This window comes from Jannaschia sp. 2305UL9-9, from assembly GCF_041403465.1.
Classification (GTDB): domain Bacteria; phylum Pseudomonadota; class Alphaproteobacteria; order Rhodobacterales; family Rhodobacteraceae; genus Jannaschia.
Window position 1 is genome coordinate 1,527,801 of the sequence record NZ_JBGEHM010000001.1, and the last position, 25,256, is coordinate 1,553,056.

The window sequence follows — 25,256 nt, forward strand, 5'->3', positions numbered from 1 at the left end:
CCCGCCAAAGACCCGCGCGACAGACCCCCGGCCCGCAGAAATGCGCGCCGGGGGTTTTTGTTATGGGTCGGCCATTTCGACCAGATCCGCCACCCGCGGGCCCAAGGCCTCGACGATGACCGCAACGCCATCGCGGTTGGGGTGGATCCCGTCCGACTGCATGTAGAGGCTGCGGGCCGTCGCCATATCGACACCGGCCAGAAGGGGGCCAAGGAAGCTGACTTCGTGCAAGGCGCCATACTCTTCGGCCAATTCCGGATACATCGCGTCGAACGCGGCCTTGAAGGCGGGACCATAGTTCCCCGGCGCTTCCAACCCGACCAGAAGGACGGGCAACCCCCGTTCGCCCGATACCTCGCCGAGGATCGCATCGAGGTTGGCGCGGCTGGACGCGGGCGGCAACCCGCGCAACAGGTCGTTCCCCCCGAGGGCGACGATCATCGCATCGACGTCGTCCGACAGGGCCCAATCCAGCCGTGCCAGACCGCCTGCGGTCGTGTCACCCGAAACGCCCGCGTTCACGATTTCGGCATCGACGCCCTGCGCATCGAGCCATGCCTGCAACTGCGGCACGAACCCCTGCCCGTCCGGCAGGCCATAGCCCGCAGTCAGCGAGTCGCCCAAGGCAACCACCGTCACCGTCTGTGCCATGGCGCCGGTGCCGACCATGGCGGCGACAAAGGCAAGCTGAACCGACTTGTTCATTTTTCCAATTGCCCCATATGCCAAGCTGCACATCCCACGAATGAGGTTTCGCATGGTCCTGTCGCTTCGCGATGTATCGCTGTCCCTGCAGGGCAATGCCGGCATGGTCGATATCCTCCACGGCATATCGCTCGAGGTGGCCGAAAAAGAGACCGTGGGGCTGGTCGGACCGTCGGGAAGTGGCAAATCATCTCTCCTGATGCTGATGGGCGGGCTTGAACGTGCCACCTCCGGCGCGGTCGAGGCACTGGGCCGCGACCTGACGACGATGGACGAAGACGCATTGGCCCGCTTTCGCAGGGAACATATGGGGGTGGTGTTCCAATCCTTCCACCTGATCCCGACGATGACCGCCCTCGAAAACGTCGCGACGCCGCTGGAACTGGCGGGCGTGTCCGATGCCTTCGACCGCGCGCAGGCGGAACTGGCCGCCGTTGGGCTGGAGCATCGCGCGGGCCATTACCCGGCCCAGATGTCGGGCGGGGAGCAGCAACGCGTGGCGCTCGCCCGCGCCGCCGCACCGCGCCCGGATATCCTGTTGGCGGACGAGCCGACGGGAAACCTCGACCAATCGACCGGTGAGACGATCATGGACCTGCTGTTCGGTCTGCGCGACCGCCATGGCGCGACGCTGATCCTCGTGACGCATTCCCCCGAGCTGGCCGCCCGCTGCGACCGCACGATCCGCCTGGTCGATGGCCATCTGGACAGCGAAACGCGCCGCACCTCCGAGGCGGCCGAATGATGCGGATGCCCGTATGTCGCGAACGCGCCAATCCGATCTCTTGCCCCTCGGCAGATCAGCGGAGGCAGCAGTCCCTGCCCCGCAAGACGGAGTGGTCCGCATGACCTGGCTGACACAAGCGGCCCGCATCGCCGGGCGAGAGTTGCGTGGCGGCCTTGCGGGGTTCCGTATCTTCCTTGCCTGTCTGGCCCTTGGTGTCGCGGCCATTGCCGCCGTGGGGTCCGTCCGGGTGTCGATCACCGACGGGTTGCAGCGGGAAGGCCGCGTCATTCTGGGCGGCGATGCCGAAGTTGAGTTCGGCTTTCGCTTTGCTACCGACGAGGAACGCGCGCTGCTGGAATCCATCGCCGACACCGTTTCCCCGGTCGTCGATTTCCGATCCATGGCGGCAACAGGCAATGATGCGCAGGCGGATCGCGCCCTGACACAGGTGAAGGCGGTCGATGACCTGTATCCGCTGACCGGTGCCGTCGAACTCGACCCCGACATACCGCTGGACGAGGCCCTCGCCGGGGATGGTATCATCGTGCACCCGGTTCTGGCCGACCGGCTTGGCCTGTCGGTTGGGGATGATCTGTGGCTGGGTACCAAGGCCTTCACGATCACCGCCCGTCTGCTGCGGGAACCCGATGCGGGCGCGGCGGGGTTCGGGTTGGGCCCGCGGACGATCGTGCGGACGGACGCACTGGATGGGTCCGGCCTGTTGACCGAAGGCACCTTGTTCGAAACGGATTATCGCCTCGTCCTGCCGCCCGAGACCACGGATGCACAGCTCGATGCACTGGAGGTTCAGGTCGAGACGGCCTTCGCGGATGCAGGCGCCCGCTGGCGCGACCGGCGCAACGCATCCCCGCAGATCGCGCGCTTCGTCGACCGGATCGGCAGCTTCCTCGTCCTCGTGGGACTGGCCGGGCTTGCGGTCGGCGGGGTCGGCGTGTCTGCCGCCGTCCGGGCCTATCTCGACCGCAAGACACCGGTCATCGCGACCCTGAAAACCGTAGGGGCCGAGGGGCGCACGATCTTTGCCGCCTACCTGATGCAGATCGGGGCGCTGGCACTCGTGGGGATCATCATCGGACTGATTCTGGGGGGGATCATCCCGCTGATCGCGGCGCCGTTCATTCAGGCGCAACTGCCGGTCCCGGTCGCACTGGGCGTGCATCCCGGCCCCTTGGTCGAGGCGGCGGTCTACGGCGCACTTACGGCGCTGATCTTCACGCTCTGGCCGCTGGCGCGCACCGAACAGGTGCGGGCGGCGTCGCTGTTCCGCGATGCCTCCGGCCCGATGCGGGGCTGGCCGCGCAAGCGCTATCTCGTGGCGCTGGCCCTGTCTGCCCTGTCGCTGATCGGCCTGTCGGCGGCCTTGTCCGGCATCCCCATGCTGGCGCTCTATGCGGCCGGGGGGATCCTCGTCGCCCTCGCCGTCCTCGTGCTGGCGGCCTGGGGCGTGCGTGCATTATCGCGGCGGCTGGCACGCACGGCGCTGGTGCGCGGGCGTCCGGCGCTGCGGCTGGCCTTGGGCGCGGTCGGCGGACCGGGCGGCGAGGCGACGGCCGTCGTCCTGTCGCTTGGCCTCGGCCTGACGGTCCTTGCGGCCGTGGGCCAGATCGACGCCAACATGCGCGCCGCGATCGACCGCGACCTGCCGCAGGTGGCGCCGAGCTATTTCTTCGTGGATATTCAGCCCGACCAGCTTCCCGGCTTTCTCGACCGGGTCGAAAACGACCCCGCCGTCACCCGCGTCGATACCGCACCCATGCTGGGAGGCGTCGTGCGCAGCATCGCCGGGCGTCCCGCCGCAGACTTCGACCATTGGGTGACGCGCGGCGACCGCCGGGTCAGCTTTGCGGATGCCCTGCCCGGCGGCACGCGCGTCGTCGCCGGCGAATGGTGGCCCGAGGGATATGACGGCCCGCCCCAGGTCAGCTTTGCCCGGGAAGAGGCCGAGGAACTGGGCGTCGAACTCGGCGACGAGATCACCCTGAATGTTCTGGGGCGCGACATCACCGCGACGGTGACATCCTTCCGGGAGGTCGATTTCTCGTCTGGCGGGATCGGCTTCGTGCTGGTCTACAACGCCGCGGCCTTGACCGGTGCCCCGCATACATGGCTGTCCACGGTCTACGCCGATGCCGCCTCCGAAGGGGCGATCCTGCGCGATGTTGCGGGCGATGCCCCGAACATCACCGCCATCCGGGTGCGCGATGCCATCGACCTCGTCACCGAGGCGCTGTCCGCGCTGGCCGCCGCAACCTCGTGGGGGGCGGGTGCAACCCTGCTTACGGGGTTCGTTGTCCTGATCGGCGCTGCGGCGGCGGGCGAACGGGGGCGCGTGTTCGAGGCATCGGTCCTCAAGACCCTTGGCGCGACGCGGGCGACCATCCTGACCAGCTTTGCCATCCGTTCGGCCATGCTGGGGGCCGCCGCCGGAATCGTGGCGATCGCGGGCGGGGCCTTGGCCGGCTGGGGCGTTCTGACCTTCGTGATGGAGGCACCCTATGCGTTCGAATGGCGCTCTGCCCTGATCATCGTGCTGGGCGGGGCCTTGGCCACGCTGCTGGCAGGGCTCGCATTCGCGTGGCGTCCGCTTGCGGCACGCCCGGCGCGCATCCTGCGATCGCAGGATTGATCATGGTACGCGGGGCATTCGGCATCCCGACACGCGGACCCGGGCAGTTGTTCATCGGCCCCTGCCCGGATCCCGGCGCTTTGTCCGACGCGGTGCACGCGCTGGCCGACGATGGCATCACCACGGTAATCTCCCTGTTGACGCCAGAGGACGTGCAGACCTTGGGCCTTGAGCGGGAAGAGGCACATTGTGCCGCGCGGGGCATGGCATTCGTGGCTGCGCCCATCCGCGATTTCGGCCTTCCCAGCGCTGATCAGGTGACTTGGCTGCAATCGTTGATCGGCGGTCGCCTTGACGCAGGAGACGCGGTTTTCGTGCATTGCAAGGCGGGCATAGGTCGGTCGGGCATCACGGCCTGCGCGGTGCTTGTCGACAGGGGGCATACGCCCGAGGCCGCGTTGAAAATCGTGTCCGCGGCACGGGGCCGCCCGGTCCCCGACACCCCGGAACAGCGCAGGTTCGTCCTGTCCCTCGGATAACGCCCGGGGACCGATGACACCCCGGTCAGAGCACCGCAGGACAAAAAACGACCCGGCGAGGGGGGGAACCTGCCGGGTCGCGAACCTATGAAATGTCTTTAAGAAAAGGGCTTTTGGTTATGGATTGAGCGTGACCTCGAAGAACATCGTCTCGCCCGAGTGGTCATCGACACCGTCGTTGTCCGTCGACACGAAGGCGCGACCGTCGGCGGTGATTGCAAGTCCCTCGACCTTGTCGAGGACGTAACCACCGGTGGCGGTCAGGTCCGGCAACAGATCGCGGACAACCTGTTTTTCGACCATGGGCAACTCGCCACCAAGGGGTGCCGGCTGCAATCCGTCCAGCGCGACGCGGGTGATCTGTTTGACCCGTGCCATCTGGCCCAGCTGATTGTCGCGCTCCACGATATAGAGGTATCCGTCGTGGGCCACGATCTCGGACAGGCCGACCCAGCCGGTCTCGGCGGGCTCCAACGGGTAGGATACGGCACCCCACTCCCCGCTCTCGGTGTTGTAGCTGACCAGCTTGACGGTGTTGTCGGCATCGTCTGCCCATTCCCGCTGCATGGCGATCCAAAGGGTGTCGCCCACACGGGTCACACCTTCCATGCCAAAGCGGCGCTCCACCGCCATCAACTCGGCGGGCAGGCCGATCTCGGCCTCGATCCCGCCTTCTGCGTTGACGTGATACAGGGCGTGGGGCGTGACGTGGTCGGTGCGCCCCTCGGAGGCGAGCCAATAGCCCCCCTCGCCGTCCAGCGCGATGCCCTCGAGGTCCAGCTTCTGCGCCGGGTATCCGCCGCGCGTCACATCGATGGCACCGGTAATGCGTGCGGGCACCTGCGAAGCGTCGATGGTGAAGATGCGCGGCTGCAGGCCGTAGAAGCTGTCGGAGACTGCGCGGATCACGCCGCCGTCCGCCACCATCCCCGAGATGGCGCCCCATCCGATCAGCTCGTCCGTCCCGGCGGAGGTCAGGTGCGGATAGACCGGCGTGCCGTCCTGAAAGGCATACATCATCAGGTGCGCACGGGCGCCGCCATCTTCGACAAGGTCGCCTTCGTTTGCCGTTACCAGCAGGTTGCCGCCCTCAAGGACCGCGAACCCCTCCGGTCCGACGCCCGAAGGCAGCAATTGTGTCAGAATGGGCGCGGTCGGGTCGGTCACGTCGTAGACGCCGACCACCGATGCACGCTCCGCCCCGACGAAGACCGTGGGCGTGCCGTTCACGTCGGCAAAGGCGACGCTCTCCGGCTCCACGCCTTTGGCATCGGACCGGCGGTCGGGATAATGCCCGATCTCGACGATGGCATGTTCGAACGAGGTGCCCGAATCCCAGACGACCGTTCCATCCTGCGCAAAGATCGTCCAACCGCGCGAGCCGCCGTTGTAGTCGCCTTCGTTGGCGGTGGCGAAATGCGTGTCGTCGATCCAGGCGACGGCGTCCGGTTCACGCAGGCGCCCCTGTTGCGAGCCATCGAACAGAAGCGCGCCACGCTCGTCCAGCACATCGATCCCGTCGAGGTCGACCGACCCGGCCGAGAAATGCGACAGCACGGCACCGGCGCGGTCGAGAACGACGATATGGTTGTTTTCCTGAAGGGTGACGACGACTTCGCCTTCCCCGTTGATCGACACGAACTCCGGCTCCGGGTCGGATGGCGCGACGTCGGCAAGACCGGTCACATCGGCCACGCGCAGCGTGTCGCAGTCGATCAGGCCGTCGTCCGTCAGGTCGACCATGACGACCGATCCGGCGGGCATCTGCGGGATGACGCCGTCGTTCAGATCCTCGTCACGCTCGTTCTCGATGGCCACGGCAAGGAAGGACCCATCCGGTGCGACGGCGACCGCGTCGGGCTGTCCGGGCAGGTCACAGCGATCGACCTCGGCCCGGTCGGCAACGTTGACCTCCAGAAGGAAACCCGATGGATCGGTGTAGCTTTCGGAGGTGTTGACCCCGACGAGGGCATAGGCCCCGACCGTTGCGACCGACGTCGGCTCTCCGTCCAGCATTATCGCGCCAAGGGCCTGCGGGTTGGCAGGGTCCGAGATGTCGACGAAGCCCAGCGCGCCCAGCGGGCTGTCGGTATAGACGAGGGTCTCACCCGAAGCCGCGACGATTTCCGGCGCCGTCTCGGTCGCGATCTCCGTGCCTTCGGGCAGGTTGTCGGTGACGGCAAAGCTGGCGATGCGGTTGAAGCCGTCGGCCTGCGCTGCGGTTGCAAGTGCCGCGGCGCTGGCCGTCAGCAGAAGAGTGCGGATCATGGTGTTCCCCCGAACAGTATGGTTCCCGCGCAAACAACGGCGGGCGCATGACCTGCCGGTGACAGACGCATAACACTTGTATGACGCTGCGGCATGCGCGCGACCGCGATGCGCCAAGGCGTGATCCCGTCCTGGGTCAGCGCGGCTGCCCCTTTCCCCCGCCGCAAGGCGCGGCTAGCCTGCGCGCATGATCCGAACGCTCCTGTCTCGGGGCCTGTCCCTGTCCCTGTCCCTCGTGGTCGCAAGCGTGGTGATCTTCGTGATGTTGCAGGCGGTGCCGGGCGATCCGGCAGCGTTCATGCTGGGCCTGAATGCACAACCCGACACGATCGCCGCCCTGCGCGCGGAACTGGGGTTGGAGGGCGGATTGATCCAGCGCTATGCGGCATGGGTCGGCGGAATGCTGACCGGTGATTTCGGACAATCCTACACCTACCGCGTGCCGGTGGCCGACCTCGTACGTGACCGGATCGGCGTGTCCGGTCCGCTGGCCGCCTATGCGCTGATCCTGACCGTCGCGATCGCCATTCCCGTGGGCCTTTTGGCCGCGGCACGGCGGGGGGGCCTTGCCGATTGGGGCGTGATGGGGGCCACGCAGCTGGGCATCGCCATCCCGAACTTCTGGTTCGCGATGCTGCTCGTGTTCCTCTTTGCGGTCAAACTGCGCTGGGTGTCCGCCGGCGGGTTTCCCGGCTGGTCCGACCCGTTGGCGGCGATCAGGGCGCTGACCCTGCCTGCCATCGCCCTTGCCCTGCCGCAGGCCTCGATCCTTGCGCGTGTCCTGCGCTCTGCCGTGCTGGACACGCTGGATCAGGATTACATCCGCACCGCCCGCGCCAAGGGGCTGTCGCGTCGCGCGGTGGTGGTGCGGCATGCCTTCCGAAACGCCGCGATCCCCGTCCTTACGATCCTCGGGTTGCAATTCAGCTTTCTGCTGGCCGGCGCCATCATCATCGAGAACGTGTTCTTTCTGCCGGGCCTTGGCCGCCTGATCTTTCAGGGCATCACACAGCGCGACCTGATGGTGGTGCAATCCGTGACGATGCTTCTGGTGTTCGCGGTGATCTGCGTCACCTTCCTCGTGGAGTTGGCCTATACCTTCGCCGACCCGAGGCTGCGCAAGGGATGAGGCCGGCGCTGCTGATCGGGTCGGTCCTGACCGCGCTGTTCGCGATGGCGGCCCTGCTGTCCCTGATCTGGGTGCCGCATGATATCACGCGGCTGGATATTTCCCGGCGCCTTCTGGGCATGTCGCTGCAACATCCCCTCGGGACCGATCATTTCGGGCGCGATATGGCCTCGATGCTGATGCAGGGCGCGCGCACGTCGATCGCCGTGGCCCTGGTGGCGGTGGGAATCGGCATCACCATCGGCGTGCCGCTGGGCCTTGCGGCGGCCGCGCGGCGCGCAAGCTGGCTGGACGAGGTCATCATGCGGGGCAACGACCTGATCTTTGCCTTTCCATCCCTCGTGATCGCGATCCTGATCACCGCCGTATTCGGCCCTTCGGCGGTCAATGCGATTCTTGCCATCGGCATCTTCAACATTCCCGTCTTTGCCCGCGTGGCGCGGGGCGGGGCCCTGCCGCTCTGGACACTGGACTATGTCATGGCGGCGCGGGTGGCGGGCAAGACCCCTGCCCGCATTTCGGCCGAACACATCCTGCCGAACATTGCCAACCTGCTGATCGTGCAGGCCACGATCCAGTTCAGCCTGGGCATCCTGGCCGAGGCAGCCCTGTCCTACGTCGGGCTGGGCGCCCAGCCGCCCACCGCAAGCTGGGGCCGCATGTTGTCGGACGCGCAGACGATGATCTATTCCGAACCGCAGCTTGCCATCCTGCCCGGACTGGCCATCGTCGCGATGGTGCTGGGCCTCAACCTTCTGGGCGACGGTCTGCGCGACCGACTGGACCCGCGCCTGCGGGGGCGGGCATGACCGGGTCCGGGCTGCGCGTGCAGGATCTGTCCCTGTCGATCCACGGCACCCCGGTCCTTCGGAATGTCGTGCTGGATGTGCCCGCCGGGCGCGTGACCGCGCTTGTCGGGGAAAGCGGGTCCGGCAAGTCGATGACCGCCCTCGCGATGATCGGCCTGCTGCCGCAGGGGGCGCAGCCGAATGGCGCGGTCCTCGCCGGGGACCGGGACCTGATGGGGCTGACCGAGGGGGAGTGGCTCGCCATTCGCGGGCAGCGGGTCGCAATGATCTTTCAGGAGCCTATGACCGCACTCAACCCGGTGCAGACCATCGGCGCGCAGGTATCCGAAACGCTGCGCCTGCGCGGCACCCGCGCGGCCGAAGCGCGGGACATCGCGCGCGATTGCCTGAACCGCGTCGGGCTGGGCGCGCTGTCGCTGGATCGGTATCCACACCAGTTGTCGGGCGGACAGCGTCAGCGGGTCTGCATCGCCATGGCGCTTGCCCTGCGGCCCGATGTGCTGATCGCGGATGAGCCGACGACGGCGCTGGACGTGACGACACAGGCGGGCATCCTCGCCCTGCTACGCGACCTCGTGGATGAAACCGGAATGGCCCTCTTGCTGATCACCCATGACCTCGGGGTCGTGGCGCGCATGGCTGATCATGTGGCGGTGATGCGTGCGGGGCAGATCGTCGAGGAAGGGATGACCGAAACCCTGTTCCGTGCCCACGTGCACCCCTATACAGCCGACCTTCTGACAGCCACGCAACCGCCCCCCCGCCTGCCCCGCCCGAGCGGTGATACCCCGATCCTGCAGGCCAGGGCCGTGACACGCCGTTATGGTGCGAAAACCGCGGTCAGCGATGTGGATCTGACGTTGCACAAGGGCGAAAGCCTTGGCCTTGTCGGGGAAAGCGGCTGTGGCAAGTCGACCCTGACGCGCGCCCTTCTCGGGCTGGAAGGATTGCAGGGCGGGCAGATCGTTTTCCGTGGCGCCCCCGGCGGGACCGATATGACCCGTGCCGACAGGGCCGCCATCTCCGTCGTGTTCCAGGACCCCTATGGCAGCTTCAACCCCCGCTGGTCCATTCGTCGTATCCTGCTGGAGCCCTTCCACCTGACCGGCCGGCCCGCCGATGCCGGGGCGCGTGCCGCGCAGGCGCTGGAACAGGTCGGCCTGTCGGCAGACGACCTGACCCGATACCCCCACGAATTTTCGGGCGGGCAAAGACAGCGCATCGCGATCGCCCGTGCCTTGATCACCCGACCGGATGTTCTGGTCCTCGATGAGGCCGTCAGTGCCCTCGACGTGCGCGTGCGTGCCCGGATACTCGCGCTGCTGGACGATCTGCAGGACCGGCTTGGCCTGTCCTATCTGTTCATCAGCCACGACCTGACGGTGGTGCGTGCCATCTGCGATCGCGTGCTCGTCATGCGCGATGGGCGCATCGTCGAAAGCGGGCCGGTCGAACAGGTCTTCGATAGGCCCGAAGACACCTATACCCGCAGCCTGATCGCCGCGGCCCCGACGATCCCGGCCGCGTGGCTGTCCGCCACGCAGCCCCCGCCACCCGGCAGAAAAGGCAGGACAGAGACATGACCGCATGGTTCGACACCGAGGAAATGCTGATCGATGGCGTCTGGCGACGGGGGGGCGCGACGCTGCCTGTCGAGGATCCGTCGACCGGTCAGACCATCGGCCGGATCGCGCGCGGCACCGCCGGTGACATCGATGCGGCCGTGACAGCCGCACAGGCCGCGCTTGACGGTCCATGGGGGCGCATGACGGCACTGGAACGCGGGCGCATCCTGGCCCGCATGGGCCAGATGGTGCTGGCGCGTGTCGATGACCTCGCCCTGCTGGAGGCGACGGATGTCGGCAAGCCTTTAACACAGGCGCGTGCCGATGCCGTTGCCCTCGCGCGGTATCTCGAATTCTACGGCGGCGCGGCGGACAAGGTACATGGCACGACGATCCCCTATCTCGACGGCTATACCGTCTATACCCTGCGACAGCCGCATGGCGTCACCGGCCATATCGTGCCGTGGAACTACCCGATGCAGATCATCGGCCGGTCCGTCGGCGCGGCACTGGCCATGGGCAATGCCGGCGTTCTGAAACCCGCCGAGGAAGCCTGTCTGACCGCCCTCGCCTTTGCCCGCATCGCGCAGGAGGCGGGCCTGCCCGCAGGTGCGCTGAACGTCGTTCCCGGACTGGGGGACGAGGCGGGCGCCGCCCTGACAGCCCACCCCGGCGTGCATCACATCAGTTTCACCGGATCCGTCGCAACGGGCGTGCGGGTGCAACAGGCCGCCGCCACGAACGTCGTTCCGGTGACGCTGGAACTGGGCGGCAAATCCCCGCAACTGGTGTTCGACGACGCCGACCTCGAAGAGGCGCTGCCCTTCCTCGTGAACGCGGGGATCCAGAACGCGGGTCAGACGTGTTCCGCCGCGTCCCGTATCCTGGTTCACGCAGACATCCACGACGCGGTCGTGTCGCGCATGGCCGCCCGCTACCGCGACCTGCGCGTCGGACCCGCGCAGGAGGATCTGGACCTCGGGCCCCTCATCTCGGCCCGGCAGCGCGAGATCGTGGAAGGGTTCCTTGCCCGCGCGGGCGACCTGACCGTGGCCGCCGAGGGACAGGTGGCCGGAACGGGGGGGCATTTCGTGGCGCCGACCCTGCTGACCGGGGCGACGGGCGATCACCCCCTCGCCCGGGCCGAGATCTTCGGCCCGGTGCAGGTCGTCATCCCCTTCACCTCCGAGGAAGAGGCCGTCGCCATCGCCAATGGCACCGACTACGGCCTTGTGGCAGGTGTCTGGACGCGGGACGGCGCACGTCAGATGCGGCTGGCCCGCGATCTGCGCGCGGGGCAGGTCTTTCTCAACAACTACGGTGCCGGTGGCGGGGTGGAGCTTCCGTTTGGCGGTGTCGGAAAGTCCGGCCACGGGCGGGAGAAAGGCTTCGAAGCGCTCTATGGTTTCAGCCAGCTCAAGACGGTGGCCGCGCATCATGGCTGATGCGCGCGTGCGTCATTCGGGCGCGTAGAAGAATTCCTCCCGCACGATCCTGCCGTCCGCGACGTGGTAGACGGCGACCTCGGTCATCTCTTCCTCCGCTCCGGTTTCCCGGTTGCGGGTGCGCGCCCCGAACAGCACGGCAAACCGGTCATCCCCATGCAGCATGGGATCGGATACCGTGGCGGACAGGACCTCGAAATTCGCGTCCCACCATGCGTGCTTGCCGCGAATGGCCTCCAACCCGACGGCCTCCCGCCCGGTGCCGCCGAAATCGGCACCCTCAACGCTGACCGCGTGTTCGGAATAGAGTTTGCCGAGGTTCTCGGCCTCCCGCCCCTCGCGGCATCCTGCGACCAGTTCCCGCGCGATGCTTCCAAGATCCATGTCACGACCCTCCCTATTTGGATCGCAGTCTATCACGCCTGTCGATTCGTCCAAATTGCTCTGGCCCCCACGGACCCTTCTGGGCATCCTGCCGCTGTCGAAAGGGAGGACAGGGCATGAGACTGGCGGGAAAGACGGCGATCGTGACGGGCGGGGCCTCGGGCTTCGGCAAGGGCATCGTCGAGGCTTTTGCCGCCGAAGGCGCGCGTGTCCTCGTGGCCGACCTGAACGGGGACGGCGCAGCCGAGGTCGCGGCCAGCGTTACCGGCCTGTCGGCGCAGGTGGACGTGTCCAGCAACGCCGACTGGGCCCGCCTGACGGCGCAGGCCATGGACATGATGGGCGGTATCGACATCCTCGTGAACAACGCCGGCATCACGCACCTGCCGAAAGCCATGGAGGACGTCACCGAGGAGGAGTTCGACCGCGTCCTGTCGGTCAATGCCAAGTCCGTCTTCCTGTCGGCCCGGCACATCGTTCCGATCATGAAGGCCGACAGACGCGGGGCAATCCTGAACATCGCCTCGACCGCGGGGGTGTCGCCGCGCCCGAGGCTGAACTGGTACAATGCCTCCAAGGGCTGGATGATCACGGCAACGAAAGCCATGGCGGTGGAGCTTGCGCCGGACGGCGTGCGCGTCAACTGCCTGAACCCGGTCGCAGGGGAGACACCCCTACTGACCAGCTTCATGGGTGAGGACACCCCCGAGATCCGTGGCAGGTTCCTCGCCTCGATCCCCATCGGCCGCTTTTCGACCCCGCAGGACATGGGTGCCGCGGCGACGTTCCTGTGCTCGGACGAGGCGTCGATGATCACCGGTGTAGGGTTGGAGGTTGACGGCGGCCGCTGCATCTGAGGCGATGTCGCGAGGCCGCGCAGGAAAGGAAACGCAATGAAGATCGATCAGGCTGGCGTCCGGTTGCAGGTCGCGGCACGCAAGGCGCCCGACCGGGTTGTCCCCGGCGCAAGGCAAGGTACCGCGATCGCCTGGGCGGCGGGCGCGATCCGTGGTCAGGGCCGTGCCGTCAACGCCGCGGCCCGGATCGCGGCGGCTGCGACATGAGGCTGGAAGCCGAGATCGAGGTTCTGGCCGGCGCCTTCGCCAGCCAGCAGCTGGCCTTTGCCCATCTTCTCGACGCCGCCGAACGGACGGGCCTTGCCCCTGATCTCGATCACGTCGAGGTCGTGCAGTCCCCCCACGCGCGCCGTCTGCGCGGTTACTTCGACGCGGATACTGCCGTGGAAATCGCGGCCGAGGCAGTGTCGGACACGGTGATCCTTGTCCTGCCCGGCGCGCTGGTGACGGGGCGCTTCGATACCGACAAGCGCCTGCGGCGGATCGGCCGCTATGTCGGACAGATCACGCGGGCGACACCATGACGCCGGGCGCCCGCAACCTGATCACCGATGTCGCGGGCCTGCGGGTCGGAAATGCCCATGATGCCACCCTGCGGTCCGGCGCGACGGTGCTCTTGGCGGATGCCCCGTTCACGGCGGGGGTGCATGTCATGGGCGGGGCCCCCGGCACGCGTGAAACCGACCTGCTGGCCCCTGACAAGACGGTGCAGGAGGTCGACGCGCTGGTCCTGTCGGGCGGATCGGCCTTTGGTCTGGATGCGGCATCCGGGGTGACCGACGGCTTGCGCGCGATGGGCCGGGGGTTCGCAGTCGGCGATCAGCGCGTGCCGATCGTGCCGGGGGCGATCCTGTTCGACCTGCTGAATGGCGGTGACAAGACCTGGACGGCCAATCCCTATGCCGCCTTGGGCCGCGCGGCCCTGTCCGCCGCCGGTCCGACATTCGATATCGGCAGCCACGGTGCCGGATACGGCGCGACGACGATGGACCTGTGCGGTGGCCTGGGATCGGCGAGTTGCGTTCTCGACAACGGGATCACGGTTGGTGCCCTGGTCGCGGTCAACGCCCTCGGCCGGGTCTGCGACGACGCGGGACGGTTCTTTGCCGCGCCGTGGGAACTGGCGTCGGAGTTCGGCGGCGCCCCGCCGGGCCTCTTGCCACCGGATTGGGAGCCGTTCGGAACCTCCGGCCCGCATGAGGCGACGACGATTGCCATCGTCGCGACGGATGCGCGGCTGACGCAGGCACAGGCAACGCGCCTTGCGACGGCTGCGCATGACGGCATGGCCCGCGCCATCCAGCCCAGTCATACCCCGATGGACGGGGATCTGATCTTTGCGGCGGCCACGGGAAAACGGGATCTGCCGGACCCCGTGTGGGATGGCCTGCGGCTTGGGCATGCGGCGGCCGCCTGTCTGTCGCGCGCGATTGCACGGGGCGTCCATGCGGCGACGGCCGAAAGCTCCCTTCCCACGTGGCAGGACCGGTATCGCTGAAAGATTGCCTGCGCAGCCGTGCGATCTGATCGCGTTTTTGCGAGGGCGGTGCGCGGTTGCCTGATGGGCGTTGCAAAAACGCACAAAAATACGCCGCCATTCACGCACCCGTGCATTGAGGTTGATCAGGAAGAGGACCATATCCCCTCCATGGAACGGGGCATGACGCCGCCGCCTTCGCCCATCTCGGGCATCCGATCTTCGATGGTTTCTTTGCCATCCCAGACGGCAACCGCAGACAGAGAGGAACGTGACATGACCAAGTTCGTGAATTCCGCCCTGCTGGTCGCCGCTCTCTCCGTATCCGTGACTGCCGGGCTTGTCCCTGCTGTCTCGGCCGCGGAGTCTGCCGACGCCTCCAGCGCAACCGCGACCCAACTGATCACCACCAAGAGCGACCGGAGCACACATGGCTCCAAGGCTCAGATGATCCTGGCCAGCATTGCCGCCGAAAGCGACAACTGAGCTTTTCGTTGCCGGAGCCTCGTGCCCCGGCAACCCGGCCCCCCCCACGCTGGGCCGTCACCCCATGGTGAACTTTTCCTTAACATGCGCGTTCTGACTGCAATCGGCATCAGCCGACCCCAGTTGCAGGAGAGACCCATGTTCCCCCGCCTCATGACCGCTACGATCGCGATGACCCTCGTCGCTGCGCCGTTGGCCGCGCAGGTCGCCCCCGTTGGCAGCCCCCGAGCCGAAGCCGTGCGACAGTTCAACGAAGGCGTCGTCAGCGACAACAAGGCCATCGATCTGGCACCGGCGTCCGACTCGAACGTCGGATCGGGCGTCGCGACACAACCCACATACTATCAGCGTGCGCCCCGCGTGACCGGCCAGGTGATCGGCGGGCAATACGGCGATGCGTCCGAACGGGCCACGGCATACCGGGGCGACTACCGCTTTGGCGAATGCCCCGCCGGCACGATCATCACGACATTCGGGACCTGTGCCGTCACGCGCTAACGCCGTGCGGCAAAGAACGTGCGCAACAGCGCAGCGCAGGCGTCGGCGTCGATGCCGTCATGGATTTCGGGACGATGGTGCGTTTGCGGATGCGTGAAGATGCGCGCCCCGGACAGCACTCCGCCCGATTTGGGGTCCGCCGCGCCGAAATGCAGGCGGGCCAGCCGCGCATGACTGATGGCTTGGGCGCACATCGCACAGGGTTCCAGCGTCACCCACAAGGCGCAGCCTTCCAGCCTGTCGGACCCGATCGCGGCGCAGGCGGCGCGGATGGCCAGTATCTCGGCGTGCGCCGTGGGATCCGACAACTCCTTCGTGCGGTTGCCGGCCTGCGACAGCACCGTCGCCCCCCGCGACACGACGGCACCCACCGGCACCTCGCCGCGGGCGGCGGCGGCGCGGGCCTCGGACAGGGCAAGGGGCATGAAGGACCGGAACATGGCCCCCTCCCTGCCCCGCGCGCCATGCGGTGCGCAAGCCGCTTCCCACGGACCGCCTTTGCCGATAGGTGCCCCTTATGACCGACAGCACAGATACCCCCGCCGGTGACCGGCTTGCCAAAGTGATCGCCCGCGCGGGCCTCGCTTCGCGACGAGACGCCGAAACCATGATCGCCGACCTGCGGGTCACGGTGAACGGACGCACGATTTCGTCGCCCGCCACCAACGTGCTACCGGGGGACAGGATCACGGTCGATGGCAAACCCCTGCCGCAAAAGGACGACACCCGCGTCTGGATGTATCACAAGCCAGCCGGCCTCGTGACGACGGAGCGCGACGAGAAGGACCGCGAGACGGTGTTCGATGCCCTGCGCGACCGGCTTGGCCGGGTGCTGTCCATCGGGCGTCTTGACCTGACCTCCGAGGGGTTGCTGCTGCTGACCAACGACGGCGACCTGAAGCGTCGGCTGGAACTGCCCGAGACCGGATGGCTGCGCCGCTACCGCGTGCGCGTCAACGGTCGCCCCGACGAGGCCGCGCTGCAGAAGCTGCGCGATGGTGTCGAGGTCGATGGCGAGAGATTCCAGGGCATGCAGGTCACCTTCGACCGTCAGCAGGGCGCGAACGCCTGGTTGACTGTCGGCCTGCGCGAGGGGCGCAATCGTGAAATCCGCCGCGCCGCCGAGGTGGTGGGCCTCTATGTGAACCGCCTGATCCGCGTCAGCTATGGCCCGTTCCAGTTGGGCACGCTTGCGCCCGACGAGGTCGAGGAGATCAAGCCCCGCGTCCTGCGCGATCAGCTTGAGACGATCTTCGACGGCACCTTCGCCGAAAGCCGCCGCGACATGGCCGAGCCTCAGCCCAGCCGCAAGGCCCCCAGGGGCGATGCACCCGGTGGCCCCCGGCGCGACGCGCGCCCGGCCCGCGATGACGGCCCCACCGACCGACCCAAGGGTGGCAAGCCGCGCAATCGACAGGACGACGACCGTGCGCCCCGCGCCCCGCGCGGTGACCGGTCGGCAACGGCGGGCAAGCCGCGCACCGCCAAGCCCCCCTTTACCCGCAACGACGACCAGCGCCCGCCGCGCGGCAAACCCGGCGACCGCCCCGCGCAGGGTGGCCCCCGCCGGGGCCCGAAGGACGATGCCAATCCCCGTCGCCGCAGCGACGACGACCGTGCACCGCGCGGCGATCGTCTGGCAGCAAAGGGCAAGACGGAACAGCGTCAGTCGAAAAGCGAACGCAAGGCCGCGATGCGGGCCGACACATCCGTGTCCCTGCGCAAGGGCGGGCAGCGTGGTCGTGGTATCTCGAAACCGACGAAAGCTCCCGGCGGCAAGCCCTATACCAAGCCGCCGAAACGGTAAGGCCAAGACGCCGCCCTTGGCGGCGTCAGCTTTCCTCGTCGGTCGCGATGGTATGGCGCGAGATGAGACCTGCCTGGCTGATGAAGAAGGCAAACATCGAACCGGGCAGGAAGAACGTCTCGAACGTCACCCAGAACTCGGTCGAGAAGAACCTCCAGACGATCTCGTTCGCGACGGCGGAGGCCACGAAAAACCACGCCAGTCGCCGTGTCAGGATCATCCAGCCGGCATCATCCAGCGGCATCGCTTCGCTGAGCAGGATCGACAGGAAACTGCGCCCGCGCCATAGGCCCGCGAACAATGCCCCCCCCAGCAGCAGGTTCACGATGGTGGGCTTGATCTTCAGGAACCGCTCGTCGTTCAGCCAGACGGTCAGCCCGCCGAACACCACGACCAGCACCGCGGTCAGAACCTGCATCGGCGACAGCTTGCCCGTCAGCCACCAGAGGATCGCCATTGAGGCGAGGATGACGGGAATGAACAACGCGGTCACGGCGATGAAGCCGCCGTATTCCGTGCCGTTCACGACATAGACTTCGTCCTTCAGCCACAGGTAGCCGACAAAGAAGCCCAGAACGGGCCCAAGCTCCAGGGTGGACTTGACCCATGGGGCAATCGTTTTCTCGGACATGGGCGGTGCCTCCTGATCTGGAAGGGCAGGTAACAACGTCAGCCGCCGATTTCCACCACTACCGCACCAAGCGCGATCAGGGACATCAACATGATCCGGCGTGGGCCGACGGGCTCCTTCAGCCAAAGCCATCCTATCAGCGCCGCAAAGACGGTCGACGTCTCGCGCAGGATCGCGGCCTCGCCCACGCTGTCCAATCGTGTCGCCATCATCACGCAGCCGAAGGATCCGAACGCGATGAGGGCCCCGAAGAGGCCCAGACGCACCATCGCCGCATCCGGGCGCGGCCAGCGGCGTCGCACCGCCGCGATCACGGGAAAGTCGAAGGCGGTCAGAAAGAAGAACCACGCAAGAAAGGTGAACGGGTTCTCGACCGCACGAATGCCCCAGGCATCCCACGTGGTATAGACCGCAACCGACAGACCCGCCGCGACGGCCAGACCAAGGGCGGGCACGAGCGTCTCGCGCGCGACCGTCACCTTGGCCATGTTATAGGCCGACAGCCCGAACAGACCGGCCATCAGCAGGCCCACGCCCGCCCATTGCACGCCGGTGAAATGCTCGCCGAAGATCAGGCCCGCCCCGAGCACGGTGAACAGGGGCCCGGTGCCGCGCACGACGGGGTAGACGACGGTGTAGGCCCCGCGCTGATAGGTCATCGCCATCAGCACCTTGTAGATGAAATGGATCACGACCATCCCGGCGAACACCCACCACAGGTCAAGGGGCGGCCAGGGCACGACGAACAGGGCGATCGGTGCCGACAGGACCAGCAGGCTGCAATCGATGATCGCGCGCGAGGTCCAGGGGTCGTAGCGGCCCTTTTGCAGGGCCCCGAAGAATGCATGCAGCAGCGCCGCCGACAGCGCCAGGACCATGGCAAGATGGTGCCCCGTCTGCGTCCCCTCGATCGCGGTCAACCACGTCATCCCAGCACCCCGTCCACCGCGTCGAGTGTTTCAAGGGTAGAGGCGAGGACCGGCGCATGGGCCGCCCCCACGAAGACAAGGGCTTCGTCGCCGCGCGCGAAATCGCGGATCAGCCGTCGCACCATCCGTTCCTCCAGCCCCGTTTCACGGTATTCGGCCCGCACGGCCAAGGCATCGATCGCGCCCACGGCCACGCCCTGCAGGGCCCGCGGCACCAATCGGGCCCGCAGGCTTTCGTCGGTCAGGACGACGAGGGCGGCCTGTCCGACCAGCAGGTCGTTGTCGCGCGCCCAGACGGCGGAATGTCCCCGGAACCCGGCAGGACAGGTTTCGCGCGGCAGGCTTCCGGCCGCGCAAAGGAATGCGTCACGTTCCTCCTCGTCGACGGGATGCAGATCGGGCCCGAGGACGAGCAGACCGCTGATCATGGAGCCATCCATCGCAGGTGCGGCATCACCCGCGCCTGCAATGCGCCAGTGGTCGGGCAAGGGGCGCGGACCAGGCCCGGACGACTATTCACGCACGCCAACCAGTGCGGCGGCAAAATCCTCGGGGTCGAAGGCATCCAGATCCTCGATCTGCTCACCCACGCCGATCGCATGGATCGGCAGGCCGAAGCGGTCGGCCAGCGCCACCAGCACGCCGCCCTTGGCCGTCCCGTCCAGCTTGGTCATCACGAGGCCCGAGACATCAGACAGTTTCTGGAAGACTTCGACCTGGTTCAGGGCATTCTGGCCCGTCGTGGCATCCAGCACCAAAAGTGTATTGTGCGGCGCGCTCGGGTCCTTCTTGCGGATGACACGGACGATCTTGGACAGTTCTTCCATCAGGTCGGCACGGTTCTGCAACCGGCCTGCCGTGTCGATCAACAGCAGGTCCGCGCCATCGGCCTCGGCCCGTTTCATGGCGTCGAAGGCAAGGCTTGCCGGGTCGGAGCCTTCGGGCGCGGTCATGACCGGAACGCCGGCGCGCGTGCCCCAGACCTGCAATTGTTCCACGGCGGCGGCGCGAAAGGTATCGCCAGCCGCGATCACGACCGACTTGCCGGCGGCGCGGAACTGCGAGGCGAGCTTGCCGATCGTCGTCGTCTTGCCGGACCCGTTGACACCAACAACGAGGACGACCTGAGGCCGTTGGCGTGTCAGCGGCATCGGACGGGCCACAGGTTCCATGATGCGGGCGATCTCGGTCGCCAGAAGGCCCTTGATCTCGGGCACGGACAGGCGGCGCCCCATGCGCCCTTCAGCCAAATTGGCCGTCACGCGCAGGGCGGTATCGACGCCCATGTCGGAGGCGATCAACAGCTCCTCCAACTGCTCCAGCATCTCATCATCCAGAACGCGGCGCGGGGCATCCGGCGTGGGGCCACGCCCCATCAAGCGGCCCATCAGACCCGGACGTGCGGGTGCGGCGGGCGCGGGATCGGGGGCCGCAGGCGTTTCGGGGGCCGGCGCGCGGACAGGTGCCGGATCGGGTGCCGTTTCGACGGACGGCGGGGTCTCTTCGGGGGGCAGCACCGCAGGGTCGGGCGCAGGCGGTGCCTTGGGCGTTTCGGCCTCTGCTCCTTCTTCCACGATCGCGTCCAGCCCCTCTTCGAGGCGAGAGGATGACCGCGTCAGGCGATCCTTGAGCTTCTTGAAGAACGACATGGCGCCTCCCCTTTCGTCCCTCACCTAGTATGCCATCGCGGCGGGCGAAAGGGCGCGCCGCCCCCCGCGCGACCTTTCGGGCGCTGGCTTTCGGCATTGTTTCCAAGGCGCCGGTTGACAGCGCCCCGCCTGCGCCTGACCGTCCGACGCATGTTGCGCGTCGTTTTCCTTTTGTGTTTGCTGGCCTCGCCCCTGCGGGCCGATCCACCGGCTGTGATTTCCTGTTCCGACGGTATCGACGCCCCACGTCATTGCATCCGCGCGGCGACGTTTGCCGCCGATGTCTGCGCACAGATCGAAGCCGAGGCGCGGCTGCACGGCCTGCCCCCCGGCTACTTCGCCCGCCTTCTGTGGCAGGAAAGCCGGTTCGATCCAAATGCCGTCAGCCCGGCGAATGCAAAGGGCATTGCCCAATTCATCGACAGCACCGCGCGTCTGCGCCGCCTGTCGGACCCGTTCAACCCCGCCGAGGCCATTGCCCGCTCTGCCGAATACCTCGGCGAAATGACCCGCCGCTACGGCAACGTCGGAATGGCCGCCATCGGGTACAACGGTGGCGAGCGGCGAGCCGAAGGCTGGCAGGCCCGCACGGGCGGATTGGCCCGCGAAACCATCGACTACGTGCGCATCATCACGGGCCACACGGCACAGACGTGGCGGGACAGCCCGCCCACCGGCCTGACATTCGCCCTCGACGGCGCGACCCCGTTCAAGGATGCTTGCGTGGCGATGGCGGCGAAGCGGCGCGTCTCTCCTCTGGCGCCGCCGCCACCGCCAGAACCACGCTTTGCGGCATGGGGGGCACAGGTCGGGTTCGGCGACACGCCGCGATCCGCCCAGGCGGCCTATGCCAGCCTGCCAGGGGCCTGCCGCGCAGCAGCACCACAATCGAAACTGGAAATCGTGCCCGTCGCACGGCGGGGTCCGGGCAACCGCAATTATCACATGCTGCGCATTGCGGCAGGCAGCCAGCGCGCCGCGGCCGACGTCTGCCGGGCGGTTCAGCGCGCCGGATGCCGGTGCGCTGCCTATCGCAATTGACGCGTCCGGCGGGGCGGTCGGGATTGGATATTTGAAGGAACAAAGAAGGCTCCAACCCTTTGTTAACCAATCGGTCGTTATCCTGACCGGGCGGTACAGGCAGGGATGCCGATGACCGTGGAACGAAGAAGGCCCCGCGCCCAGTCGGTCAGCACTCGGATCGGCCCGGAGGCGGGGCCACCTTCATGTTTCTTTGTTTCTTCAAATATCCGGATCCCGCCCGGTGCGGCCGGCTTTGCCCTCAATGGTCGCCCGCACCGATCTCTTCCCCGAAATGCCGGATGGTCATGCGGATCGCATTTGGGGCCGCCTGACCCAACCCGCAGATCGACGCGTCGACCATGGCCTGGCTCACCTCCTCCAGCAGGTTGGTGTCCCACGCGTCGGCCTGCATCAATTTGACCGCCTTCTCGCATCCGACCCTGCAGGGCGTGCACTGGCCGCAGCTTTCGGCCTCGAAGAACCGCAGCATGTTCAGCGCCGCATCGCGCGCCCTGTCCTGATCGGACAGGACGACGACGGCAGCGGACCCGATGAACGTCCCGTGCGGCTGCAGGGTGTCGAAATCCAGAGGCACATCATCGAGCGTGGCTGGCAACAGCCCGGATGACGGTCCGCCCGGCTGATAGGCCTTGAACACATGCCCGGCGGCCATCCCGCCGGCGGCCGCGATGATATCCGTGATCGTCGATCCGGCGGGCAGCAGGTAGACCCCCGGCTGCGCTACGCGGCCCGACACCGAATAGCTTCGCAGGCCGACGCGCCCGTTGCGTTCGACCGAGGACAGGATCTCGGGCCCCTCGCGGCAGATGCGCGCGATCCAGTGGCATGTCTCGATGTTGTGGACCAGCGTGGGCCGTCCGAACAGGCCGACCTGCGCGACATAGGGCGGACGATGGCGCGGGATGCCCCGCTTGCCCTCGATGCTTTCGATCATCGCGGATTCCTCGCCGCAGATGTAGGCCCCGGCCCCGCGCCGCAGGTCGACATACCCGGGCGGGATCAGGCCCGCCCCCTCCAGCACGGCGATTTCGGTCGCCAGAATATGCAATACCGCCGGGTATTCGTCGCGCATATACAGATAGATACGCTTCGCCTCGACCGCCCAGGCGGCAATCAGCATCCCTTCGAGGAACAGGTGCGGCGACCGTTCGAGGTAGTAGCGATCCTTGAACGTCCCCGGCTCGCCTTCGTCGCCATTCACCGCCATCAGGCGGGGGCCGGAATTGCCGCGCACGAAGCCCCATTTCCTGCCCGAAGGAAACCCGGCCCCGCCAAGCCCGCGCAGCCCGCTGGCCGCGATCCGGTCCTGCACCTCGGCCCAGTCACCGGTTGCACGCAAGCTGGTCAGCACGTCGTAACCGCCGTCTTCGCGGTAGTCGTCGAATGTCTCGTAGGCGGGGATGACGGGGTGAAAATCGCCGTCTGCCAGTACCCGTGCAACCGCGTCGGGGGTGGCATAATCGACGTGACGGTGCCCGATCTCCAGCGCGGGCGCGGTGTCGCAGCGGCCCATGCAGGGCGCCCGCAACACCCGAACGCGCGCGGGGTCCATGCCTTTGTCCAGTGCCGTGATCAGCGCCTCTGACCCGGCCAACTCGCAAGACAGGCTGTCGCAGACCCGGATGGTCAGATCGGGGGGGACTGGGTCGTCTTCGCGCAGCGGGTCGAAATGGGCGTAGAAGGTCGCCACTTCCCAGACCTCGGCCATCGACAGGCGCATCTCTTCGGCAAGGGCCCGCAAGTGGGCGGCGGACTGATGGCCGTAGGTGTCCTGAATCAGGTGCAGAAACTCGATCAGCAGGTCGCGGCGGCGCGGGCGGTCGCCCAGCAGGGCGCGCACCTCGGCCAGGGCGGTGTCGTCGTATTGCCGACCCTTGGGTGTGGCGCGCCCACGCCCCTTGCCGGATTTCCACACGCCCTTGCCCTTGGTCTCGTCCAGCATCGCGGTCCCCCCCCTGCATTGCGTCCATGATACCCGGCGTGACCCGACCGAACAGGCGCGATTGCGACCTCGTCCACCCTGTTTGCGCAGCCCGCCCCCGCGGGGCAAGTCCGGGCGAGCGGGGATGAGCCCGGATCGGAACAGGCGCTGCCGTCATGCGTCGGCACAGGTTTCCGATCGGCGTCCGGGCGGATGCCCGCCTGCGGCACAACGCCCGCCATCGTTTTGCCCGAGAACATGGCAAGAGTGTCCAACGGCGCGAATCGCGCCCCCGCAGCATTCCACACCCACTGGCCGGAGACCCGATGCCCCCCATCCTCGCCTACGTCGCAGCCCTCGGCCTGTCGGTTGCCCTGCTGATTGCGGGCGCCGTCCTTGATGGCGCATGGGATGTCCTCAGCTTCGTCTGGATGGCGCTGGTCGTCGCGGCGCTGGACCAGGTGATGCCCGCGGGCGACCGCGCGCCGACCGACCGGCAGGCACGGGCGATCACCAATGGGCTGGCCATCGTGCATTTCCCCCTGCTCGCGCTTTCGGTCTGGGCCTTGCCACAGGGCGGGCCGGTCCTGAACTGGATCGCCTATTTCGCGGCCGCCGGGCTGTTCTTCGGCCAGATCATGAACTCCAACGCGCATGAGTTGATCCACGCGCCGGGCCGTATCCGGCGCGCGCTGGGCCGCTGGACGTATATCACCCTGCTGTTCGGTCATCAGACGACGGCGCATCCCGGCATCCACCACAGCCTCGTGGCCACGCCCGAGGACCCCAATACCGCCCGCTTTGGCGAAAGCTGGTGGAGGTTCTGCTTCCGCGCCTGGCACCATTCGTTCTGGAAGGGCCTTGCCCTGGAAAAACGCCGCCAACGGGCGCGCGGCCGATCCGGCTGGGACCGGCGCAACCCCTATTGGGTGTATGTCGGCGGTGGCGGACTTGCGATGGGGGTCGCGTGGCTGACGCTGGGCTGGGCGGGGCTTGCCGCCTATGTCGCGCTCTGCCTTCTGGCGCAGAGCCAGCTGCTCGTGACCGACTACGTCCTGCACTACGGGATGCGGCGCGCGCGTGCCGGTGACAGATGGGAACCCGTCGGCCCGCAGCATTCGTGGAACGCGCCGCATGTGGTGACCAACTTGCTGACGCTGCACGCCCCGCGCCATTCCGACCACCATGCCCACCCGACCCGCGGGTGGGAGGAGCTGCGCATCGAAGCGGGCCAGCCACAGCTGCCCTATTCCCTGCCGGTCATGGTGACCTTTGCCCTCTGGCCATGGTGGTGGCGGCGGATCATGCATCCTCTGGTGCATGCCCTCGGGCAAGGGGTGGACAGTGACGACGCCCCCGGCAAGGGTGGCGCCGAAGGAGAGATCACATGCGCCCGAGTCTGAGCCTGCCCCTGATCCTGATGCTGTGCGGCGCCCTGCCCGCCGCCGCCGAACGTGTCGTCACCCCGCAGGAGTTCGAGCAGATGGTGCACGGCAAGACCCTGCATTTCGATCGCTACGGCGAACCCTTCGGCGCGGAGCAGTATTTCACGGACAAGCGCGTCATCTGGGCGTTCGAAGGAGGTCAGTGTCAGCGCGGCATCTGGTTCGCCAACCGCGATGACGACATCTGCTTCGTCTACGACGATGATCCTGCCCCGCAATGCTGGCACTTCATCGAGATGGATGACGGTGCCTTTCACGCCCGCGTCGTCGGCGCGCTTTCGACCGATGACCTCGTGACTTCCGGCGTGGACGAAGCCGCGCTGGACTGCCCCCTGCCCGACCTCGGCGTCTGAG

Annotated in this window: 26 protein-coding genes; 17 read left to right on the forward strand and 9 right to left on the reverse strand. The window is 67.3% G+C overall.

Annotated elements, in window-relative coordinates; translation table 11 throughout:
• Positions 1–60 precede the first annotated feature (60 nt).
• Positions 61–705: an arylesterase gene (locus V6N07_RS07510; RefSeq protein ID WP_371155238.1), complete on the reverse strand. Its 645-nt coding sequence runs from the start codon at positions 703–705 to the stop codon at positions 61–63.
• Positions 706–757: 52 nt separating this feature from the next.
• Here V6N07_RS07510 and V6N07_RS07515 point away from each other — a divergent pair, with 52 nt between their 5' ends.
• The 3 genes from V6N07_RS07515 to V6N07_RS07525 all read left to right on the forward strand — a co-directional run bounded on the left by V6N07_RS07515 (position 758) and on the right by V6N07_RS07525 (position 4,558).
• Positions 758–1,450, forward strand: a complete 693-nt coding sequence (locus V6N07_RS07515; protein ID WP_371155240.1) for an ABC transporter ATP-binding protein — start codon at positions 758–760, stop codon at positions 1,448–1,450.
• 100 nt (positions 1,451–1,550) lie between these two features.
• Positions 1,551–4,079 (forward strand): ABC transporter permease, encoded by a 2,529-nt coding sequence (locus V6N07_RS07520; RefSeq protein ID WP_371155242.1) that lies wholly within the window; start codon positions 1,551–1,553, stop codon positions 4,077–4,079.
• 2 nt (positions 4,080–4,081) lie between these two features.
• Positions 4,082–4,558: a hypothetical protein gene (locus V6N07_RS07525; protein ID WP_371155244.1), complete on the forward strand. Its 477-nt coding sequence runs from the start codon at positions 4,082–4,084 to the stop codon at positions 4,556–4,558.
• Positions 4,559–4,675: 117 nt separating this feature from the next.
• On the opposite strand, the gene V6N07_RS07530 is transcribed toward V6N07_RS07525, so the two are convergent.
• Positions 4,676–6,826, reverse strand: a complete 2,151-nt coding sequence (locus V6N07_RS07530) for an esterase-like activity of phytase family protein (RefSeq protein ID WP_371155246.1) — start codon at positions 6,824–6,826, stop codon at positions 4,676–4,678.
• A gap of 187 nt (positions 6,827–7,013) precedes the next feature.
• Between V6N07_RS07530 and V6N07_RS07535 the strand changes: the two genes are divergently transcribed.
• From V6N07_RS07535 to V6N07_RS07550, 4 genes are read left to right on the forward strand one after another with little or no spacing between them, the layout of a single operon-like run.
• Complete coding sequence (locus V6N07_RS07535) at positions 7,014–7,955, forward strand: ABC transporter permease (RefSeq protein ID WP_371155248.1); 942 nt, start codon at positions 7,014–7,016, stop codon at positions 7,953–7,955.
• Positions 7,952–8,764, forward strand: coding sequence for an ABC transporter permease (locus tag V6N07_RS07540; RefSeq protein WP_371155250.1), 813 nt, complete (start codon positions 7,952–7,954; stop codon positions 8,762–8,764). The genes V6N07_RS07535 and V6N07_RS07540 overlap by 4 nt, the downstream gene beginning before the upstream one ends.
• Positions 8,761–10,347 carry a dipeptide ABC transporter ATP-binding protein gene (locus tag V6N07_RS07545; RefSeq protein WP_371155252.1) on the forward strand — a complete coding sequence of 529 codons (1,587 nt, stop codon included), beginning with the start codon at positions 8,761–8,763 and terminating at the stop codon, positions 10,345–10,347. Before V6N07_RS07540 ends, V6N07_RS07545 begins: the two co-directional genes overlap by 4 nt.
• Entirely contained in the window at positions 10,344–11,774 is a 1,431-nt protein-coding gene (locus V6N07_RS07550; protein ID WP_371155253.1) for an aldehyde dehydrogenase family protein, read from the forward strand. Before V6N07_RS07545 ends, V6N07_RS07550 begins: the two co-directional genes overlap by 4 nt.
• 12 nt (positions 11,775–11,786) lie before the next feature.
• Here V6N07_RS07550 and V6N07_RS07555 read toward each other — a convergent pair whose 3' ends face one another.
• Complete coding sequence (locus V6N07_RS07555; RefSeq protein WP_371155254.1) at positions 11,787–12,158, reverse strand: SnoaL-like domain-containing protein; 372 nt, start codon at positions 12,156–12,158, stop codon at positions 11,787–11,789.
• 116 nt (positions 12,159–12,274) lie between these two features.
• On the opposite strand from V6N07_RS07555, the gene V6N07_RS07560 reads away from it, so the two are divergent.
• The 6 genes from V6N07_RS07560 (at position 12,275) to V6N07_RS07585 (ending at position 15,476) form a co-directional block, all read left to right on the forward strand.
• The gene (locus tag V6N07_RS07560) at positions 12,275–13,015 is read left to right on the forward strand and encodes a glucose 1-dehydrogenase (RefSeq protein WP_371155256.1); all 741 of its coding nucleotides are present in this window, start codon (positions 12,275–12,277) and stop codon (positions 13,013–13,015) included.
• 36 nt (positions 13,016–13,051) lie between these two features.
• Positions 13,052–13,222, forward strand: a complete 171-nt coding sequence (locus tag V6N07_RS07565; RefSeq protein ID WP_371155257.1) for a hypothetical protein — start codon at positions 13,052–13,054, stop codon at positions 13,220–13,222.
• Positions 13,219–13,539, forward strand: a complete 321-nt coding sequence (locus tag V6N07_RS07570; RefSeq protein ID WP_371155259.1) for a hypothetical protein — start codon at positions 13,219–13,221, stop codon at positions 13,537–13,539. Before V6N07_RS07565 ends, V6N07_RS07570 begins: the two co-directional genes overlap by 4 nt.
• Positions 13,536–14,513 (forward strand): P1 family peptidase, encoded by a 978-nt coding sequence (locus tag V6N07_RS07575; protein ID WP_371155261.1) that lies wholly within the window; start codon positions 13,536–13,538, stop codon positions 14,511–14,513. Before V6N07_RS07570 ends, V6N07_RS07575 begins: the two co-directional genes overlap by 4 nt.
• A 255-nt stretch (positions 14,514–14,768) precedes the next feature.
• Positions 14,769–14,978 (forward strand): hypothetical protein, encoded by a 210-nt coding sequence (locus V6N07_RS07580; RefSeq protein WP_371155263.1) that lies wholly within the window; start codon positions 14,769–14,771, stop codon positions 14,976–14,978.
• 138 nt (positions 14,979–15,116) lie between these two features.
• Positions 15,117–15,476, forward strand: a complete 360-nt coding sequence (locus tag V6N07_RS07585) for a hypothetical protein (protein WP_371155264.1) — start codon at positions 15,117–15,119, stop codon at positions 15,474–15,476.
• Here V6N07_RS07585 and V6N07_RS07590 read toward each other — a convergent pair.
• The gene (locus V6N07_RS07590) at positions 15,473–15,916 is read right to left on the reverse strand and encodes a nucleoside deaminase (RefSeq protein ID WP_371155266.1); all 444 of its coding nucleotides are present in this window, start codon (positions 15,914–15,916) and stop codon (positions 15,473–15,475) included. The two genes, V6N07_RS07585 and V6N07_RS07590, sit on opposite strands and share 4 nt — an antisense overlap.
• 77 nt (positions 15,917–15,993) lie before the next feature.
• On the opposite strand from V6N07_RS07590, the gene V6N07_RS07595 reads away from it, so the two are divergent.
• Complete coding sequence (locus V6N07_RS07595; protein WP_371155268.1) at positions 15,994–17,283, forward strand: pseudouridine synthase; 1,290 nt, start codon at positions 15,994–15,996, stop codon at positions 17,281–17,283.
• 25 nt (positions 17,284–17,308) lie between these two features.
• On the opposite strand, the gene V6N07_RS07600 is transcribed toward V6N07_RS07595, so the two are convergent.
• The 4 genes from V6N07_RS07600 to ftsY form a co-directional block, all read right to left on the reverse strand.
• Complete coding sequence (locus tag V6N07_RS07600) at positions 17,309–17,914, reverse strand: inner membrane-spanning protein YciB (RefSeq protein WP_371155270.1); 606 nt, start codon at positions 17,912–17,914, stop codon at positions 17,309–17,311.
• A 38-nt stretch (positions 17,915–17,952) separates the two neighbouring features.
• Positions 17,953–18,843, reverse strand: coding sequence for an EamA family transporter (locus V6N07_RS07605; RefSeq protein WP_371155272.1), 891 nt, complete (start codon positions 18,841–18,843; stop codon positions 17,953–17,955).
• Positions 18,840–19,271 carry a hypothetical protein gene (locus V6N07_RS07610; RefSeq protein WP_371155274.1) on the reverse strand — a complete coding sequence of 144 codons (432 nt, stop codon included), beginning with the start codon at positions 19,269–19,271 and terminating at the stop codon, positions 18,840–18,842. The genes V6N07_RS07605 and V6N07_RS07610 overlap by 4 nt, the downstream gene beginning before the upstream one ends.
• Before the next feature lie 84 nt (positions 19,272–19,355).
• Positions 19,356–20,492, reverse strand: a complete 1,137-nt coding sequence (gene ftsY / locus V6N07_RS07615) for a signal recognition particle-docking protein FtsY (RefSeq protein ID WP_371155275.1) — start codon at positions 20,490–20,492, stop codon at positions 19,356–19,358.
• A 150-nt stretch (positions 20,493–20,642) separates the two neighbouring features.
• On the opposite strand from ftsY, the gene V6N07_RS07620 reads away from it, so the two are divergent.
• Positions 20,643–21,533 carry a lytic transglycosylase domain-containing protein gene (locus V6N07_RS07620; protein ID WP_371155277.1) on the forward strand — a complete coding sequence of 297 codons (891 nt, stop codon included), beginning with the start codon at positions 20,643–20,645 and terminating at the stop codon, positions 21,531–21,533.
• Positions 21,534–21,774: 241 nt separating this feature from the next.
• On the opposite strand, the gene V6N07_RS07625 is transcribed toward V6N07_RS07620, so the two are convergent.
• On the reverse strand, positions 21,775–23,478 hold the full coding sequence (locus V6N07_RS07625) for an NAD(P)H-dependent oxidoreductase subunit E (RefSeq protein ID WP_371155279.1): 1,704 nt from the start codon (positions 23,476–23,478) through the stop codon (positions 21,775–21,777).
• Between the two features lie 305 nt (positions 23,479–23,783).
• On the opposite strand from V6N07_RS07625, the gene V6N07_RS07630 reads away from it, so the two are divergent.
• Positions 23,784–24,860 (forward strand): alkane 1-monooxygenase, encoded by a 1,077-nt coding sequence (locus V6N07_RS07630; RefSeq protein WP_371155280.1) that lies wholly within the window; start codon positions 23,784–23,786, stop codon positions 24,858–24,860.
• Positions 24,845–25,255, forward strand: a complete 411-nt coding sequence (locus tag V6N07_RS07635; protein WP_371155282.1) for a hypothetical protein — start codon at positions 24,845–24,847, stop codon at positions 25,253–25,255. Before V6N07_RS07630 ends, V6N07_RS07635 begins: the two co-directional genes overlap by 16 nt.
• Position 25,256 lies beyond the last annotated feature (1 nt).

Coding starts and splice junctions, on each gene's coding strand:
- V6N07_RS07530 (WP_371155246.1), bottom strand. CDS start 6,826: ATGATCCGCACTCTTCTGCTGACGGCCAGCGCCGCGGCACTTGCAACC.
- V6N07_RS07635 (WP_371155282.1), top strand. CDS start 24,845: ATGCGCCCGAGTCTGAGCCTGCCCCTGATCCTGATGCTGTGCGGCGCC.
- V6N07_RS07625 (WP_371155279.1), bottom strand. CDS start 23,478: ATGCTGGACGAGACCAAGGGCAAGGGCGTGTGGAAATCCGGCAAGGGG.
- V6N07_RS07520 (WP_371155242.1), top strand. CDS start 1,551: ATGACCTGGCTGACACAAGCGGCCCGCATCGCCGGGCGAGAGTTGCGT.
- V6N07_RS07560 (WP_371155256.1), top strand. CDS start 12,275: ATGAGACTGGCGGGAAAGACGGCGATCGTGACGGGCGGGGCCTCGGGC.
- V6N07_RS07590 (WP_371155266.1), bottom strand. CDS start 15,916: ATGTTCCGGTCCTTCATGCCCCTTGCCCTGTCCGAGGCCCGCGCCGCC.
- V6N07_RS07550 (WP_371155253.1), top strand. CDS start 10,344: ATGACCGCATGGTTCGACACCGAGGAAATGCTGATCGATGGCGTCTGG.
- V6N07_RS07545 (WP_371155252.1), top strand. CDS start 8,761: ATGACCGGGTCCGGGCTGCGCGTGCAGGATCTGTCCCTGTCGATCCAC.
- V6N07_RS07565 (WP_371155257.1), top strand. CDS start 13,052: ATGAAGATCGATCAGGCTGGCGTCCGGTTGCAGGTCGCGGCACGCAAG.
- V6N07_RS07510 (WP_371155238.1), bottom strand. CDS start 705: ATGAACAAGTCGGTTCAGCTTGCCTTTGTCGCCGCCATGGTCGGCACC.
- V6N07_RS07630 (WP_371155280.1), top strand. CDS start 23,784: ATGCCCCCCATCCTCGCCTACGTCGCAGCCCTCGGCCTGTCGGTTGCC.
- V6N07_RS07580 (WP_371155263.1), top strand. CDS start 14,769: ATGACCAAGTTCGTGAATTCCGCCCTGCTGGTCGCCGCTCTCTCCGTA.
- V6N07_RS07575 (WP_371155261.1), top strand. CDS start 13,536: ATGACGCCGGGCGCCCGCAACCTGATCACCGATGTCGCGGGCCTGCGG.
- ftsY (WP_371155275.1), bottom strand. CDS start 20,492: ATGTCGTTCTTCAAGAAGCTCAAGGATCGCCTGACGCGGTCATCCTCT.
- V6N07_RS07535 (WP_371155248.1), top strand. CDS start 7,014: ATGATCCGAACGCTCCTGTCTCGGGGCCTGTCCCTGTCCCTGTCCCTC.
- V6N07_RS07620 (WP_371155277.1), top strand. CDS start 20,643: ATGTTGCGCGTCGTTTTCCTTTTGTGTTTGCTGGCCTCGCCCCTGCGG.
- V6N07_RS07570 (WP_371155259.1), top strand. CDS start 13,219: ATGAGGCTGGAAGCCGAGATCGAGGTTCTGGCCGGCGCCTTCGCCAGC.
- V6N07_RS07595 (WP_371155268.1), top strand. CDS start 15,994: ATGACCGACAGCACAGATACCCCCGCCGGTGACCGGCTTGCCAAAGTG.
- V6N07_RS07585 (WP_371155264.1), top strand. CDS start 15,117: ATGTTCCCCCGCCTCATGACCGCTACGATCGCGATGACCCTCGTCGCT.
- V6N07_RS07605 (WP_371155272.1), bottom strand. CDS start 18,843: ATGACGTGGTTGACCGCGATCGAGGGGACGCAGACGGGGCACCATCTT.
- V6N07_RS07515 (WP_371155240.1), top strand. CDS start 758: ATGGTCCTGTCGCTTCGCGATGTATCGCTGTCCCTGCAGGGCAATGCC.
- V6N07_RS07610 (WP_371155274.1), bottom strand. CDS start 19,271: ATGATCAGCGGTCTGCTCGTCCTCGGGCCCGATCTGCATCCCGTCGAC.
- V6N07_RS07600 (WP_371155270.1), bottom strand. CDS start 17,914: ATGTCCGAGAAAACGATTGCCCCATGGGTCAAGTCCACCCTGGAGCTT.
- V6N07_RS07540 (WP_371155250.1), top strand. CDS start 7,952: ATGAGGCCGGCGCTGCTGATCGGGTCGGTCCTGACCGCGCTGTTCGCG.
- V6N07_RS07555 (WP_371155254.1), bottom strand. CDS start 12,158: ATGGATCTTGGAAGCATCGCGCGGGAACTGGTCGCAGGATGCCGCGAG.
- V6N07_RS07525 (WP_371155244.1), top strand. CDS start 4,082: ATGGTACGCGGGGCATTCGGCATCCCGACACGCGGACCCGGGCAGTTG.